Source organism: Mixta sp. (assembly GCF_024610815.1).
GTDB classification, from domain to species: Bacteria; Pseudomonadota; Gammaproteobacteria; order Enterobacterales; family Enterobacteriaceae; genus Mixta; species Mixta calida.
Map to the genome: position 1 here is coordinate 14,466 of NZ_JANION010000144.1, position 16,148 is coordinate 30,613.

15 protein-coding genes are annotated in these 16,148 nt (G+C 61.4%); 10 read left to right on the forward strand and 5 right to left on the reverse strand.

Annotation, left to right across the window (positions count from 1 at the left end):
- Positions 1-4: 4 nt before the first annotated feature.
- Complete coding sequence (gene nuoN / locus MYY08_RS10475; protein ID WP_038625102.1) at positions 5-1,462, forward strand: NADH-quinone oxidoreductase subunit NuoN; 1,458 nt, start codon at positions 5-7, stop codon at positions 1,460-1,462.
- Between the two features lie 176 nt (positions 1,463-1,638).
- On the forward strand, positions 1,639-2,112 hold the full coding sequence (locus tag MYY08_RS10480; protein WP_038625105.1) for a GNAT family N-acetyltransferase: 474 nt from the start codon (positions 1,639-1,641) through the stop codon (positions 2,110-2,112).
- 15 nt (positions 2,113-2,127) lie between these two features.
- On the opposite strand, the gene MYY08_RS10485 is transcribed toward MYY08_RS10480, so the two are convergent.
- Together MYY08_RS10485 and MYY08_RS10490 are read right to left on the reverse strand one after the other, a co-directional pair.
- The gene (locus tag MYY08_RS10485) at positions 2,128-2,673 is read right to left on the reverse strand and encodes an NADPH-dependent FMN reductase (protein ID WP_038629930.1); all 546 of its coding nucleotides are present in this window, start codon (positions 2,671-2,673) and stop codon (positions 2,128-2,130) included.
- Between the two features lie 117 nt (positions 2,674-2,790).
- Positions 2,791-4,449, reverse strand: a complete 1,659-nt coding sequence (locus MYY08_RS10490; RefSeq protein ID WP_104951547.1) for a glucan biosynthesis protein D — start codon at positions 4,447-4,449, stop codon at positions 2,791-2,793.
- 264 nt (positions 4,450-4,713) lie between these two features.
- On the opposite strand from MYY08_RS10490, the gene elaB reads away from it, so the two are divergent.
- From elaB to menE, 7 genes are all read left to right on the forward strand, one after another.
- Positions 4,714-5,079 (forward strand): stress response protein ElaB, encoded by a 366-nt coding sequence (gene elaB, locus MYY08_RS10495; RefSeq protein ID WP_052133873.1) that lies wholly within the window; start codon positions 4,714-4,716, stop codon positions 5,077-5,079.
- A 203-nt stretch (positions 5,080-5,282) separates the two neighbouring features.
- Entirely contained in the window at positions 5,283-6,566 is a 1,284-nt protein-coding gene (locus tag MYY08_RS10500; RefSeq protein WP_288014009.1) for an isochorismate synthase, read from the forward strand.
- 49 nt (positions 6,567-6,615) lie between these two features.
- Complete coding sequence (menD, locus tag MYY08_RS10505) at positions 6,616-8,283, forward strand: 2-succinyl-5-enolpyruvyl-6-hydroxy-3-cyclohexene-1-carboxylic-acid synthase (protein WP_288014010.1); 1,668 nt, start codon at positions 6,616-6,618, stop codon at positions 8,281-8,283.
- A complete protein-coding gene (gene menH / locus MYY08_RS10510) occupies positions 8,280-9,050 on the forward strand; it encodes a 2-succinyl-6-hydroxy-2,4-cyclohexadiene-1-carboxylate synthase (protein ID WP_038625111.1) in 771 nt (256 codons plus the stop codon). The genes menD and menH overlap by 4 nt, the downstream gene beginning before the upstream one ends.
- Before the next feature lie 16 nt (positions 9,051-9,066).
- Entirely contained in the window at positions 9,067-9,924 is an 858-nt protein-coding gene (gene menB, locus MYY08_RS10515) for a 1,4-dihydroxy-2-naphthoyl-CoA synthase (protein WP_038625113.1), read from the forward strand.
- Positions 9,924-10,886, forward strand: coding sequence for an o-succinylbenzoate synthase (gene menC, locus MYY08_RS10520; protein WP_190296062.1), 963 nt, complete (start codon positions 9,924-9,926; stop codon positions 10,884-10,886). The genes menB and menC overlap by 1 nt, the downstream gene beginning before the upstream one ends.
- A complete protein-coding gene (gene menE / locus MYY08_RS10525) occupies positions 10,868-12,247 on the forward strand; it encodes an o-succinylbenzoate--CoA ligase (RefSeq protein ID WP_288014011.1) in 1,380 nt (459 codons plus the stop codon). Before menC ends, menE begins: the two co-directional genes overlap by 19 nt.
- Positions 12,248-12,357: 110 nt before the next feature.
- Here menE and MYY08_RS10530 read toward each other — a convergent pair whose 3' ends face one another.
- Positions 12,358-13,800, reverse strand: coding sequence for a catalase (locus MYY08_RS10530; RefSeq protein WP_288014012.1), 1,443 nt, complete (start codon positions 13,798-13,800; stop codon positions 12,358-12,360).
- Between the two features lie 227 nt (positions 13,801-14,027).
- On the opposite strand from MYY08_RS10530, the gene MYY08_RS10535 reads away from it, so the two are divergent.
- A complete protein-coding gene (locus tag MYY08_RS10535) occupies positions 14,028-15,224 on the forward strand; it encodes a nicotinamide mononucleotide deamidase-related protein YfaY (protein ID WP_038625121.1) in 1,197 nt (398 codons plus the stop codon).
- 130 nt (positions 15,225-15,354) lie between these two features.
- On the opposite strand, the gene MYY08_RS10540 is transcribed toward MYY08_RS10535, so the two are convergent.
- Both MYY08_RS10540 and MYY08_RS10545 read right to left on the reverse strand, forming a co-directional pair.
- The gene (locus MYY08_RS10540; RefSeq protein ID WP_084971571.1) at positions 15,355-15,579 is read right to left on the reverse strand and encodes a hypothetical protein; all 225 of its coding nucleotides are present in this window, start codon (positions 15,577-15,579) and stop codon (positions 15,355-15,357) included.
- Entirely contained in the window at positions 15,563-16,132 is a 570-nt protein-coding gene (locus tag MYY08_RS10545) for a hypothetical protein (RefSeq protein WP_084971569.1), read from the reverse strand. The genes MYY08_RS10540 and MYY08_RS10545 overlap by 17 nt, the downstream gene beginning before the upstream one ends.
- Positions 16,133-16,148: the final 16 nt, after the last annotated feature.

Sequence of the window (16,148 nt, forward strand, 5' to 3'; positions counted from 1 at the left end):
CGCCATGACAATAACTCCTCAACAATTGATCGCGCTGCTGCCGCTGTTGATCGTCGGATTGACGGTGGTGGTTGTGATGCTGTCCATTGCGTGGCGACGCAACCATTTTGTCAATGCGACGCTGACCGTAATTGGCCTCAACCTCGCGCTGTTGTCACTCTGGTTTGTCGGCCAGGCAGGGCCGATGGACGTCACGCCGCTGCTGCGCGTCGACGGCTTTTCGATGTTCTATACCGGTCTGGTGATGCTGGCGAGCCTGGCGACCTGTACCTTCGCCTATCCCTGGCTGCAGGGCTTCAGCGATAACTGCGACGAGTTCTACCTGCTGGTGTTGATCGCCGCGCTGGGTGGCGTGGTGTTGGCGAGCGCCAATCACATGGCCTCGCTGTTTATCGGCGTAGAGCTGCTGTCGCTGCCGCTGTTCGGTCTGATTGGCTATGCCTTCCGTCAGAAGCGCTCGCTGGAAGCGGCGCTGAAGTACACCATCCTGTCGGCGGCCGCCTCGTCCTTCCTGCTGTTCGGCATCGCGCTGGTCTATGCCGATTCCGGCAGCCTGAGCTTTGTCGATCTGGGTAAAAGCCTGACCGACAGCATGCTGCATCAGCCGCTGCTGCTGGTAGGCCTGGGAATGATGATTATCGGTCTGGGCTTCAAGCTGTCGCTGGTGCCGTTCCACCTCTGGACGCCGGATGTCTATCAGGGCGCGCCTGCGCCGGTCTCCACCTTCCTGGCGACCGCCAGTAAAATTGCCATCTTCGGTGCGCTGATGCGTCTGTTTATGTACGCGCCAGCCACCGACAGCGAAGCGGTGCGCAACGTGCTGGCGATCATCGCCGTGGTCTCCATCCTGTTTGGTAACCTGCTGGCGATCAGCCAGAGCAACATCAAGCGTCTGCTGGGCTACTCCTCCATCTCCCACCTCGGGTATCTGATGGTGGCGCTGATTGCGGTGCAGTCGCATCAGATGTCGCTGGAAACCGCCGGCGTTTACCTGGCCGGTTACCTGTTCAGCAGCATCGGCGCGTTCGGCGTGGTCAGCCTGATGTCCAGCCCTTATCGCGGGCCGGACGCCGATTCGCTTTACTCCTACCGTGGTCTGTTCTGGCATCGTCCGGTGCTGTCGGCGGTCATGACGGTAATGATGCTGTCGCTGGCGGGTATCCCGATGACGTTGGGCTTTATCGGCAAGTTCTATGTGATCGCGCTGGGCGTCAACGCCTCGCTGTGGTGGCTGACCGGCGCGGTCGTCTTAGGCAGCGCCATTGGCCTTTACTACTACCTGCGCGTCACCGTCAGCCTCTACCTCAGCCCGCCGGAACTGCATACCCGCGATACGCCGGCTAACTGGGCGTTTACCGCAGGCGGCGTGGTGGTGCTGATCTCCGCTATTCTGGTACTGCTGCTGGGTGTTTATCCTCAGCCGCTGATCAGTCTGGTGCAGATGGCGCAGCCGCTGATGTAATCTGCGTTATGACGAAAAAGCCCTGTAGCGATACAGGGCTTTTTTTGGCCATGGCTCGCGCTTTTCAGTCATATAACAGGGAAACGAGAGCGCCGCCGCTGTTTTTATGTCCGTTTGGGATGTTATAAAACGGATACGGACCGGAAAGCCGGGGAATGTTTGCAGGAGTGAAAAGAATGGAGTTAACCTGGTACGATCTGCACCACAGCGAATTAAACATTCAGCAGCTGTATGAGATTCTGGCGCTGCGCAACCGGGTCTTTATCGTCGAGCAGCAGTGTCCTTACGAAGATATCGACGGCGAAGATTTAGTGCGCGACAACCGCCATATCTTCGCCACCGGCGAAGGGCGGCTACTGGCCTGCGCGCGGCTGTTGACGCCGGTTGACGATCGCAGCCCGGTGACCATCGGCCGCGTGATCGTGACCAGCGAGGCGCGCGGCTTACAGCTGGGCTATCGCTTAATGGAGCAGGTGCTGCTCAGCTGCCAGCAGCACTGGCCCGGTCGCCAGCAGGCGCTTTCCGCGCAGGCGCATTTACAAGCTTTCTATATGCGTATGGGCTTTAAGTCGGTAGGCGATATCTACCTTGAGGATAATATTCCCCATATTGCCATGGTGAGCCAGGAGCCTCAGGCGGGCGGAGCGTGACGCTCCGCTAGCGTTTTAACGGCTGAAATCAACAAATGCCTGTAACTGCTTGCTGAGGAAGGTGCGGGTGGCGTCATCCACCAGCACGCCGTCTTTTACCTTATCGGTCACCTGGCCGATCATCGCTTCCGGCTTGTTCATCACACGCGCATCAAAAAAGACCAGAATCTGTCGCAGATGATATTGGGCGCGCGCGCCGCCGATATTGCCCGGCGAGGCGCTCTGGATCAGCACCGGCTTAGCGGCGAAAGGATTGGGCGACACGCGCGACAGCCAGTCGAGCGCGTTTTTCAGCACGCCGGGCACCGAATAGTTATATTCCGGCGTGACGATAATCACGCCGTCAGATTTAGCGATCGCCCCGGCCATCGCCAGCACCGCCGCCGGAAAGCCTTCTTCCTGTAAATCAGCGTTATAGTGAGGAAATTCGCCCGGCGAACCTAAATGGCTGATGGTCACCCCTTCAGGCGCCAGCTCTGGCAGCGTATGCGCCACCGCCGCGTTAAAAGAGCCTTTGCGCAGGCTGCCGACCAGCGTGACGAACTGTTTTTTCTCACTCATCTTTTCCCCACCTTTTTCCATCATAAATAGTGACCCTTCAGTATAAGAGCCATCGCGCCAACGCGCGGCTCTCCGGCGCGAGAAATAAAAACGGCGAGGTTTCCCTCGCCGCTCAGGTTAGCTGACCGTCATCTGGCGGTCGTCAACGTACTTGCGCTGGTCCGGCGGCGGCGGGAAGTATTGATAAAGCCAGGTTTCGCTCAGCGTCGCCTCTTTGGTGCGCAGGAACAGACGCATATCCACCGGATCGACGGCGTCGCTGGTGGGGTACCAGTCAAACAGAATGCGATAGCCGTTCAGCGGCTCGACGTAGAGAATCTCTACCTGTTTGATGGTGCCCGCAGAGACGGTAATCACCGGCTCGATGCCCTTCGGCGCGGCGTTTTTCAGATCGCCCCCTACGAAATCGACGGCGAAGCGGCGGCACCAGACATCCGGGAAATGCTCGCCGGGCGCCCAGCCCTCCGGGAAGCCGCCGATACCGGAACGGGTGGCTTCCACGCGTGCCAGCTCGCTTTGCACCGGCGGCAGGCCGCTCCAGTAGAGCTTGTACTGGAAAGCGAGTTCGCTGCCCGCCTTAACCGGTTCGGCTGGCTGCCAGAAGCAAACGACGTTATCCAGCGTTTCGCCGGTAGTCGGGATCTCCATCAAATTGATCGCGCCTTTGCCCCATTTGCCAACCGGCTCTACCCACAGGCTGGGACGCTTGTCATACCAGCCGATCACATCCTGATAATCTTCAAAATCGTGATTCAACTGTAGCAGGCCGAAACCGCGCGGGTTCTCATCCTCATAGGCGTTGAACTGCAGCTTGCGCGGGTTGTTCAGCGGACGGGCGATCCACTCGCCCTTGCCGGACCACATCGCCAGGCGATCGGAGTCGTGGATCTGCGGATGATAGGTATTACACATACGGCGTTCGCTGTTGCCGCAGCTGAACATGCTGGTCATCGGCGCAATGCCGAGCTGACGAATATCGTTGCGCGCGTACAGGTGATTTTCCACCTCCATCACCACCCGTTTCGGCTCGCAGTGGATCACGAACTTATAGGCGCCGGTCAGGCTGGCGCCGTCGAGCAGGGCGTAAACGGTAAAGGTGGTATCCTCCGCTTTCGGCGTTTCAAACCAGAACGCCACGAAGTCGGGGAACTCCTCCTGACCGTTGCTGAAGGTGTTTACCGCCACGCCGCGCGCCGACAGGCCGTACTGATACGTATCGTCCACGGCGCGGAAATAGCTGGCGCCGAGAAACGAGACGATATCGCGGCGCGCCAGCTCCGGCTTTTTAAACGCGCGGAAACCGGCGAAGCCGAGATCGGTTTTGCCTTCCAGCTGTTTGGTATCAATAGCGGTGTTTTGATAGTTGAACAGCTCCGGGCGGAAGTGAATTTCACGCGCTTCGCGGCTGTCGGTATCGACCGAAAACATGCGAATACGGCGTTTAAAGCCCATGCCGACGTGAAAAAACTGAACGTCCAGCTGACGGTTGTCGATGCCGTTCCACAGCGAGTGGTTGGCGTCATACTGAATTGCGTTATAAGCCTGCGGCGTCATGGTCGCCAGCGTTTCTGGCAACGGGCCGGGCGCGCCGCCCCAGGGCTTTTTTGCCATATTGGCGGCTTTCTTCTTCAGCACCTCAAAGTCGAAGCGCGTCGCGGTGCCGTCTGCAATGCCATCTTCCGCCCAGGCGGACTGCGCGAACAGCGTAGATAAGCCGGACATCCCGCTGACGGCGGCAAATGCCATAGACGTTTTCATAAACATTCTTCGATTCATGCCAGAAACGATTTCCTTGTGCTGAACGAGTGTGTAGAGGTCGTGCTTTTGCACCCATTTTCCCCGGCGGGACCCGGGCTACAGTCAGCTACGACAGACGGGAGCGGTAAAAATTCAGTACGCAGGAAATTTATCAGATTATTCAGATAAACCAACGGATTTCGGCCGTTCGTTATCAGTGAATTCCTGGAAGGATGAACAGGCAGCGCTGAAAAAAGTGTCTATAGTTATTGAACATGCATGTGTTTTACACGGAGGAAGAAAATGGCTGTATCAACTGACTCACAAGAAAACCGCGATCCGCTATTAACGGACGACGCTCAGGCAACGCGTGAGCCGCATGAAACGCGCCTGGATGATGACTTAACCCTGCTCACCGAAACGCTGGAAGAGGTGCTGAAATCTTCCGGCGATCCAACCGATCAGAAATATATTGAACTGAAGGCGAAGGCGGAGCAGGCGCTGCATGATGTGAAAGCTCGCGTTAGCGCAGCGTCAGATTCTTACTACTATCGTGCGAAAAAAGCGGCCTACCGCGCCGACGACTACGTGCACGAAAAACCGTGGCAGGGCATCGGCATCGGCGCAGCCGCCGGTCTGGTTTTCGGCCTGCTGCTGGCGCGCCGCTAAACTTTCCCCGTCTTACCAGCCCCTGGCCGCAAGGAGAGGGGCTGGTCTGTTTTTACCGTTGCAACCCCCTTTGATTTCCTGATTCACGCTCACGCTACGCTGGATAAACCGCCAGGGCAAACCGCGGTCGAACTGTCCTGCGTCAACATTCTGCGATGATGACGCTTTTACACTAGCTACCTCTTTTTGCTTAAGGAGGTTTTGTGTATTCGCTTCCTGCCGCCTGTGCCGCATTGCTCACTCAGCTGACGCAGATCGATAGCGTCGAAGCGGGCTGTCGCTCGCTTACCGTTCCCCTAGACGCGGCTGGCGACTCACTCGCCTGGCTCAGCGCTCAGCCGCACCGGCCCCAGCTCTGGTGGCAGCACCGTTCCGGCCTGGAGCAGGTGGCGCTCTGCGGCGCCATTCGCCGTTATCAGACGCTATATCAGGCGGAACAGGCATGTCGTCATCTGCCGGTTAACTGGCGCATCTGGGGCGGCAACCGTTTTGAGGCGGCCAACAGCTTCTTCTTTCTGCCGCGCCTGATGTGGCGACGCGATCGCCACGGCGACCGGCTGACCCTGTTTCTCCACAGCGACAGCTGCCTGCGCGACGATGCGCGCGCCGCCGCGCGCTTTCTGCAACAGCTGCTGCCGTCACGGCCCTTGCCGCCGCTGACGGGAACGCTGCGGGAACGGCAGTGCCAGCCGGAGCAGGCCGAGTGGCGTCGGCGGGTCGAAACCGCGCTGGCGACCATCGACGCTGGCGTGCTGGAAAAAGTGGTGCTGGCGCGCACCGCCAATCTCGTCTGGGACCGTCCGCTGCCGCCTGAGGCGCTGCTGGCGGCCAGCCGCCGCGCCAATCCGCACTGCTATCAAATCATGCTGCGTCTCGAAGATGAGAGCGCGCTGGTCTGCGCCAGCCCGGAACGACTCTGGCTGCGTCAGCAGAACGAACTACTGACAGAGGCGCTGGCGGGCACGGTCGCATGCGACAGCCAGCCGGAAGTGGCCCAACGGCAGGGGCAATGGCTGCTGCGCGACGGGAAAAATCGCCGCGAAAACGGGCTGGTGATGGAGGATATCTGCCAGCGGCTGCACGGCATGGTCAGCGGGCTGGAGGTGATGCCGGTGGAGCTGGTGCGCCTGCGCAACGTTCAGCACCTGCGGCGGCGCATTCATGGCGAGCTGCGCAGCCGCAGCGATGCGCTCTGTCTGCAACGGCTACAGCCGACGGCGGCGGTGGCGGGCCTGCCGCGCACTGCCGCCCGCGCCTTTTTACAGCGGCACGAAGGGCTGGATCGCGACTGGTACGCCGGGTCATTGGGCTTTATTTCACGACAGAAAAGCGAATTCTGCGTCACGCTGCGCTGCGCGTTGATGCTGGGCGAGCGGGTGCGGCTGTATGGCGGCGCTGGCATCGTCGCCGGTTCCGATCCGCTGCTGGAGTGGCAGGAAACGGAGAACAAAATCGCCGCGCTGGCGGCGCTGCTGCCCGGCGAATAGCGCGGGCGCGGCTTATCGTTATCTACCGTCAAGGTTTTCGGGAGGAAGCATGTCCGTCAGTAGCTTTAACCGCCGCTGGGCGCAGGTCATCATCGCGACGTTGGCGCGCCATCAGGTGCGCCATATCTGCATCGCGCCCGGCTCGCGCTCCGCGCCGCTGACGCTGGCGGCGGCAAACGAACCTGCGCTGGCCTGCCACACGCATTTTGACGAGCGGGGACTGGGTTTTTTCGCCCTTGGCATGGCGAAAGGGCTTAACGCGCCGGTGGCGCTGATCGTCACTTCCGGCACCGCCGTCGCCAATCTGCTGCCTGCGGTGATAGAGGCGCGGCTGACCGGCGAACGGCTGATTGTCCTGAGCGCCGACCGGCCGCCGGAGCTGATTGGCTGCGGCGCAAACCAGGCGATCGCCCAGCCCGGCATCTTTTCGCACTTCGCCCGCCGCTGCGATCTGCCGCGCCCGACGCCGGATATCAGCGCCCGCTGGCTGGCGGCGACGCTGGACGAGGCGATTGCCGCCACCCACGCCGGCGCATTGCATGTTAACTGTCCCTTCGCCGAACCGCTCTATGGCCCGGAGGACGACGCGTGGCGTGACTGGCTGTCGCCGCTGGCGGAGTGGCCGCAGCAGGAGACTCCCTGGGTTAGCCACAGCGTCGGCGACGGGCAGGCGCCGCAGCCGGACTGGCTGCGCTGGCGCGAAAAGCGCGGCGTGGTCATCGCAGGAAGAATAAAAGCGGAAGAGGGCGCCGCGCTGGCAAACTGGGCGGAAAGGCTCGGCTGGCCACTGCTGGCGGATATTCAGTCGCAAACCGGTCAGCCGCTGCCCTGCGCTGATCTGTGGCTCAACAGCCCGCGCGCGCAGCGACTGCTGACGCAGGCGGAGCTGGTGGTGCAGTTCGGCGGCAACCTCGTCAGCAAACGGCTGTTGCAGTGGCAACAGCAGGCGCGCCCGCAGCAGTGGTGGCTGATCGACCCGCTGCCGGGACGACGCGATCCCGCCAGCCAGCCAGGGCGGCGTATCGTCAGCGAAATCGATGTCTGGCTACAGGCGCATCCGGCGCGCGACGCCGCCTGCTGGGCGCCGGAGCTGAGCGCGCTGGCGGCCGCGATGCAGCAGCAGGTCGGCGCGCTGCTGGCGGAGGAAGATGAGGCGCTGATGGCGCACCGGCTGGCCGAACTGCTGCCGCCGCAGGGACAGCTGTGTCTCGGCAACAGTCTGCTGGTGCGGCTGGCGGATGCGCTGGCGCAGCTGCCGGCGGGCTATCCGGTCTGTACCAATCGCGGCGCCAGCGGCATCGACGGCCTGATCGCCACCTTCGCTGGCCTGCAACGCGCCGCGCCGCGCCCCACGCTGGCGCTGCTGGGCGATATCTCCACCCTTTACGATCTCAACAGCCTGGCGCTGCTGCGCCAGGTTGATATCCCGCTGGTGCTGGTCGTGGTTAACAACGACGGCGGACGCATCTTTTCCCTGCTGCCGACGCCGCCCGACCGACGGGAAGCCTTTTTCACGCTGCCGCAGGGCGTCAGCTTCGCGCCGGCGGCGCAGATGTTCGGCCTTGATTACCGGCGCGTTGAAAAATGGGAAACCCTGCATGAAGCCGTCCACCGCGGCTTTACGCGCCGGGGCGCGACGCTGGTGGAGTTCTGCGTGCCGCCGGATCGCGGCGCGGAGGCGTTCGCCCGTCTGGTGGCGTTGGGGGGGCAGCAATGATCCTTCATGCCCGCTGGCAGGGCCACCGCCGCAGCTGCAAGCCGACGCTGGTCTGGCTGCACGGTTTTCTCGGTTCAGCCGATGACTGGCTGTCGGTGCAACAGGCCTTCCCTGACTGGCCGATGCTGAGCATCGATCTGCCCGGCCACGGCGGATCGCGCAGCCAGCGCGTCAGCGGCTTCGATGCGCTATGCGAACAGCTGAGCGCTACGTTGCGCCATCACCAGATCCGTAAATACTGGCTGATCGGCTATTCAATGGGCGGCCGTGTGGCGATGTATTACGCCTGTCGGGCGGCGCTGCCGGGTCTGTGCGGGCTGGTGGTGGAGGCGGGACATCCAGGCCTGAGCGACGAACGCGAGCGTCAGGCGCGCCTGGCACATGAACGACGCTGGATCGCCCGCTTCCGCGATGTACCCCTTACCACCACGCTGGAGGCCTGGTATCGCCAGCCGCTGTTCGCCGAACTGTGCGCGCGTCAGCGCAGCGAGCTGGTGGCGCAGCGCGGGGCGGGGCATGGACCGTCGCTGGCGGCGATGCTGCACGCCACGGCGCTCAGCCGCCAGCCCAATCTGCTGCCAGAGCTGCGCGAACTAAAGGTTCCTTTCAGCTATCTCTGCGGCGAGTGGGACAGCAAGTTTTTACAGCTGGCGCAGCAGGCGCGATTGCCGCTGCATACCATCGCCGCCGCCGGGCATAACGCCCATCGCGCCAGCCCCGTCGACTTTAGCCTTTGTCTGGCGCAGCTGCTGCGTCAGCCTGTCTGATCTTATGGAGAATGCAATGCTTAACTCAGATGACCCACAGCTCGCGGCGCCCGTTGAATGGCATGACTGCAGCGGCGACTTTGTTGATATCTGCTATCACAAATCGCCGGACGGCATCGCTAAAATCACCATTAACCGTCCGCAGGTGCGCAATGCGTTCAGGCCGCTGACCGTGCAGGAGATGATGCTGGCGTTACAGGATGCGCGTTACGACGAGGGCATTGGCGTCATTATCCTCACCGGCGCAGGCGATTTGGCCTTCTGCTCCGGGGGCGATCAGAAGGTGCGCGGCGACTACGGCGGCTATCGGGATGAGAGCGGCGTCCATCATCTGAACGTGCTCGATTTTCAGCGGCAAATCCGCAGCTGCCCTAAGCCGGTCGTGGCGATGGTGGCGGGCTACGCGGTCGGCGGCGGCCATGTGCTGCATATGCTGTGCGATTTAACCATTGCGGCGGATAACGCGTGCTTTGGTCAGACCGGGCCGAAAGTCGGCTCTTTCGACGGCGGCTGGGGAGCTTCCTATATGGCGCGCATCGTCGGACAGAAAAAAGCGCGCGAAATCTGGTTCCTGTGCCGCATGTATGACGCGCAGCAGGCGCTGGAGATGGGTCTGGTCAACACCGTGGTGCCGCTGACGCAGCTGGAGCAGGAGACGGTGCGCTGGTGCCGCGAAATGCTGCGAAACAGTCCGATGGCGCTGCGCTGCCTGAAGGCGGCGCTCAACGCCGACTGTGACGGCCAGGCGGGACTCCAGGAGCTGGCCGGTAACGCCACCATGCTCTTTTATATGACCGAAGAGGGCCAGGAGGGGCGTAACGCCTTCAACCAGAAGCGCCAGCCCGATTTCAGCCAGTTCCGGCGCAACCCCTGATGCGCCAGGCGAAACTGTGGCGCTACGCCATTCCGATGGAGAGCGGCGTGCTGCTGCGCGACCGTCGCCTGACGCAGCGGGAAGGGCTGCTGTTGCTGTTGCAGGAAAACAGGCGCCAGGGATGGGGCGAAATCGCGCCGCTGCCGGGCTTCAGCAGCGAGACGCTGGCGCAGGCGCAGCAGGCATGCCTTGCATGGATCGCCGACTGGCTGACCGGCCGGTCCCCCGCAGAAAGCGCGCTGCCGTCGGCGGCGTTCGGCATCTCATGCGCCTGCGCCGAACTTGATGGCGTGCTGCCGAACGCGGCCAGCTGGCAGAGTGCGCCGCTGTGCTACGGCGACCCGGATGCGCTGCTGTTGCAGTTACAGGCGCAGGCTACGCCCTGCGCCAAAATGAAAGTGGGACTGTATGAAGCGGCGCGCGACGGCATGCAGGTCAGCCTGTTGCTGGACGCGCTGCCTCAGCTGCGGCTGCGGCTGGACGCCAACCGCAGCTGGACGCCGGAAAAAGCGCGACAGTTTGTCCGCTGGCTGACGCCGCAGCAGCGCGTGCGCATCGCTTTCATTGAAGAGCCGTGCCGCACGCCGGAAGAGAGCCTGCGTTTCGCCGCCGACTGCAACGTCCGCATCGCTTGGGATGAAACGCTGCGCGAGCCGGGCTTCACGCTGCGGACACAGCCGGGCGTGGCGGCGGTAGTGATTAAGCCGACGCTGACCGGTTCCATCGCTCGCGTTCGCCAACTCATTGCTGACGCCCGGCAGTTGGGCCTGGAGGCGGTGGTCAGTTCCGCGCTGGAGTCGAGCCTGGGTTTAACGCAGCTGGCGCGGCTGGCCTGCTGGTTGACGCCGCAGTCGACGCCGGGGCTGGACACGCTGTCGCTGATGCGTCAGCAGCTGGTGCGGCGCTGGCCGGGCTGCGATCGCCCGTTACAGGAGCAGGCGCAGTGGACGCAGATTTACTGAACGGCGATTTTCCCTGGCGCCGCTGGGCGACTGTCACGCCTGACGCCATTGCGCTGCGCGCCGAAGGGGAGCGGATCGGCTGGCGCGCGTTGACGCAGCGGCTGGACGGGTTAAGCGCAGGCTTTCAGCAGCAGGGCGTGCGCGCGGGTTCGCGCGTCGCGCTGCGCGGCAAAAACAGCCTGGCGTTGTTGCTCGCCTGCCTGGCGCTGCTGCAAACGGGCGCGCAGCTGCTGCCTCTCAATCCACAGCTGCCCTCCGCAACGCTTAATCCACTACTGACGGCTTTAACGCCGGATTTTATGCTGAACCTGGCGGAGCCGCTCGTCAGTGGTCCGCCAGCGCTGACGCTGCGCACGGCGGCGCAGCCGCCGCAGCTTGTCTGGCAGCCCGACGCTATCGCTACCCTGACGCTGACCTCCGGCTCCGGCGGCCTGCCGAAGGCGGCGGCGCACAGCTTGCGCGCGCAGATCGCCAGCGCGGCGGGCGTTAATCAGCTGATGAATTTCAATGCGCAGGAGTGTTGGCTGCTGTCGCTGCCGCTCTGTCACGTTTCCGGCCAGGGGATCGTCTGGCGCTGGCTGCTGGCAGGCGGCTGCATGACGATCCCGGCGGCTGGCGCGCCGCTGGCGCAGGCGCTGGAAGGATGCAGCTTCGCCTCGCTGGTGCCGACGCAGCTGTGGCGTCTGTTGCAGCAGGCGCGGTGCCCGGCAGGGCTGAAAGCGGTGCTGCTCGGCGGCGCCGCGATCCCGGCGGAACTGGTGGCGCGCGCCGAGGCGGTGGGCATCCGTTGCTGGTGCGGCTACGGCATGACGGAGAGCGCGGCGACGGTGTGCGCCAAACGCGCCGATGGGCGTCCGGGCGTTGGATTACCGCTGGCCGGACGCGAAGTGCGTATCGTCGGCGAAGAGATCCAGCTCCGTGGCGCGACCTTAGCTCAGGGCTACTGGCGGGATGGCCGGCTCTGGCCGCTGACCGATGCGCAGGGCTGGTTTCATACCCGCGATCGCGGCCGCTGGCAGGATGGCGAGCTGCAGGTGTTGGGGCGGCTGGACAACATTTTCTTTAGCGGCGGCGAGGCGGTGCAGCCGGAAGCGATTGAAAATCTGTTGCAGCGGCACCCGGATGTCAATCAGGCGTTTATTATTCCGCAGCGGGATGAAGAGTGGGGCGCCAGGCCGGTCGCGCTGCTGATGCTGGCGGCGGGCTGTCAACCGGAAAGCGTGGCGGAATGGGCGCAGCCGCAGCTGGCGAATTTTCAGCGTCCAGAGCGCTGGCTGCGGCTGCCGGAGGATATAGGCGACGGCGGCATTAAGCTCTCGCGTCAGCGGCTGGCGCAATGGCTGCAGGCGCAGCCGCGCTGACATCGGCGCAGAGATAAAAAAGCCCGGCCGGGGCCGGGCTTTTACCGCTGTCAGGCTACTTAGCGATAAACGCAGCGACAGAAAAGTCAGACCGCGCGATATGGCCGATGTTAGCCTTTCAGCGCTCGCAATGCCGCTTCCACGCCTGCGCCGTAGGCTGGGTCAACCTGGAGGAACAGCGCCAGCTGACGCTGCTGGATAAACTCCGGCACCTGCGCCAGCTCGCCGGCGATGCGGGCGAACATGCGCTGATGTTCCTCTTCGCTCAGCAGATTAAACAGCGCGCGCGGCTGACTGAAGTAGTCATCATCTTCACGATGGTTCCAGTGATCGGCCGCGCCTTCCAGCGACAGAGGCGGCTCGCTGAAGTCCGGCTGCTCCTGGAACACGCCGAAGCTGTTCGGCTCGTAGGTCGCGCCGTTGCCGCTGTTGCCGTCAACGCGCATCGCGCCGTCGCGATGGTAGCTGTGGAACGGGCATTTCGGCGCATTAACCGGGATCTGATGGTGGTTCACGCCCAGACGATAGCGGTGCGCGTCGCCGTAGGAGAAAAGACGGCCCTGCAACATCCGATCCGGCGAGAAACCGATGCCGGGCACCACGTTCGCCGGGCTCATCGCTACCTGCTCAACTTCAGCGAAGTAGTTGTCCGGGTTACGGTTCAGCTCAAACTCGCCCACCTCGATCAGCGGATAATCAGCGTGCGGCCATACTTTGGTCAGGTCGAATGGGTTGTACGGCGTTTGCGACGCCTCGTTCTCTGGCATCACCTGTACGTAGAACTTCCAGCGCGGGAAATCGCCGCGTTCAATCGATTCGAACAGATCGCGCTGCGAACTTTCACGATCGCGGCCAATTAGTAGCGCCGCCTCGTCGTCCATCATGTTTTCGATGCCCTGCTGGCAGCGCATATGGAATTTTACCCAGAAGCGTTCCTGCCGATCGTTGATAAAGCTGTAGGTATGGCTGCCGAAACCGTGAATATGACGGTAGGAGCGCGGCAGACCGCGATCGCTGAAATCGATGGTCAGCTGATGCAGCGACTCCGGCAGATGGGAAAAAAAGTCCCATTTATAAGTTGGGTTGCGCAGGTTAGTACGCGGATCGCGCTTCACCACATGGTTCAGATCGGGGAATTTCAGCGGGTCGCGCAGATAGAAGACCGGCGTATTGTTGCCCACCAGATCCCAGTTGCCTTCTTCCGTGTAAAACTTCAGAGAAAAGCCGCGAATATCGCGCTCGGCGTCGGCGCCGCCGCGCTCGCCAGCGACGGTGGAGAAACGAATAAAGAGATCGGTTTTCTTGCCCACTTCAGAGAACAGCTTAGAGCGGGTAAAGCGGGTGATATCCTGCGTGACGGTAAAGGTGCCGTAAGCGCCCGAACCTTTGGCATGCATACGGCGCTCCGGAATCACTTCACGATCAAAGTGCGCCAGTTTCTCCAGCAGCCAGACATCCTGTAGCAGCAGCGGTCCGCGGCGACCGGCAGACATGGAATTATTGTTATGGGCAACCGGCGCGCCTGAAGCGGTAGTAAGACCTTTTTTACTCATGTGGCTGTTCTCTATCGGTGTGATTGTTAAAGGTTAAAACTAATTAAATTTAAAATTCAATTGGAGGAACCTATTGTTTAAGCCATTCTGCCGTTAAAGCCGCTGCGCTGACAATCTGGCAAAAGCTATCGCTGCCATCTCTGAAAACGCTTCTCGCCGGGAGATTTACGTTGTATTCGTCACCGCGCCTTTCTACAGTGAAAGCATTAACCACAGGAGGACGTGACGTGATTAGAGTGGAAATGCTCTCAACGGGCGATGAGGTGCTGCACGGCCAGATAATCGATACCAATGCCGCGTGGCTGGCGGATGTGCTGTTTCAGCAGGGGCTGCCGATGAGCAGCCGTTCCACCGTCGGCGACAGCCTGCCTGCGCTGGTGGAGGCGTTAACGGAGCGCAGTCGTATCGCCGACGTGCTGATTGTTAACGGCGGCCTCGGCCCGACCAGCGATGACCTGAGCGCGCTGGCCGCCGCCACCGCCTGCGGCGTTGAGCTGGAGCTGCAACCGGCGTGGCTGGAGAAAATCGAAGCCTTCTTCGCCAGCCGTGGACGACCCATGGCGCCCAGCAACCGCAAACAGGCGGAAATTCCTGCGGGAAGCGAGATGATCGATAACCCGGTCGGCACTGCTTGCGGTTTCGCCGTCACGCTCAATGATTGCTGGATTTTCTTTACGCCCGGCGTGCCGTCGGAATTTAAAGTGATGGTCGAGCAGCAGATCCTGCCGCGTCTGAAGGCGCGTTTCGATCTGCCGGAACCACCGCTCTGCCTGCGGCTGACCACCTTCGGACGCGGCGAGAGCGATCTGGCCGCGGAGCTGGAGCCGTTGGCGCTGCCGGACGGGGTGGTGATGGGCTACCGCTCCTCGATGCCGATTATCGAAATCAAGCTGACCGGCCCGGCCGCGCAGCGGGTGGCGATGGAGCAGGTGTGGCAGCAGGTACGGCTACAGCTGGCGGAATGCACGCTGTTTGAGGGCACGGAAGGGCTGCCTGCGCTGCTGGCGCGTCAGCTTAAGGAACGCGGCCAGACGCTGACCATTAGCGAGCGCTTTACCGCCGGTCTTTTGCAGTGGCAGTTGGCTTCAGGCGAGGCGCCCAGCGTGGCGGGCGAAGTGCTGCCCGCTGGCGAAGAGAGCCTGGCGCAGCTGGCGCACCGGGCGCGCCAGCGGGCGCAAACGCAGCAGGCCGCCGTCGCGCTCTGCGTCGGTTCGCTGCAAAACGAGCAGCTCGGCTTTGCGCTTGTAACGCCGGATGGGCTTTTTGCTCAGCAGGTAAGATTCAACAACCAGCGCCATACGCTGAAAACGCGACAGGAGCTGGTGGCGATGATGGCGATGAATATGCTGCGCCGTTGGCTGCACGGTATGGAAGTGACCACCGGCCACGGCTGGGTCGATATTGTCGAAACGCTGAAGGAATAAGCGGAAAGGCATAAAAAGCGGGCCGCGGCCCGCTTCAGAGTTCGATTTCGATATCGCCGTTGGCTTTACAGCAGCAGGGCAAAGGCGGTTGACCAAAGGTCGACAATAAAGAACGCTGTGGGGAGCTTTTTTAAATGTTTTGAAACGCTCGTACAAGAGCCGCTTGTTGAAGTTTTCGGCGTAATAGCGTTGCAGAAGAGTGCTTTTTATCGCCCTCAATACTGGCTTTCAGATTTTGCAGAGCGGCGTCTGAATCTATTTGCATCTCAGTGGCCAGCAGTTCCAGCATGGCTTTTTTCTCGTGATGAGCAGTGCCGAAGCGTTCAGGCTGCGCGTGCTTATTGTAAGACGACATAACAGGCTTTCCCCTCAGACAGTAATTTCCAGGCGTGCAGCTCTTTTGGCAATAGCGGACGAGGTGTTTTTTTGGGCAGCCCGGTAAGCGGATTATAACGTGGTTCGTTTTTTAACCCAAGCATGTAGTCATAGATCTCTTCCAGCGAAATTTTTCTGTTCAAATCGATCATTCCGCCGGAAGCGGCCTGAAATACAAAGCCGCCAATATTAAACGCTTCAAAGTGAGCAATTAATGCCAGTGAAACCGATTGCAGCACAACGGCACTACCAAGCCCTGCAAAATGAACGTGGCGGAAATCGCCGAGTGAATCCATGCCGTCGAAAGTATCGAAATAAACCTCCGCCATACCGTTGGCAGGAAAAGAAACGCCTTCCGGCATAGCGTAACCCGCTCTGATAAATATGTTCTTATCTGTCAGGCTGCCAATAATAACCGTATATATTTCATTGCCGACAATAAAGATATAGCTGTGATGAATACGGCGATCGTAGACGAATTTTTTCCGTCTCATGGCATAATCTTCAAGATATTCTTCTTTTATAATATGCATCTTTCTGTTTCCATAC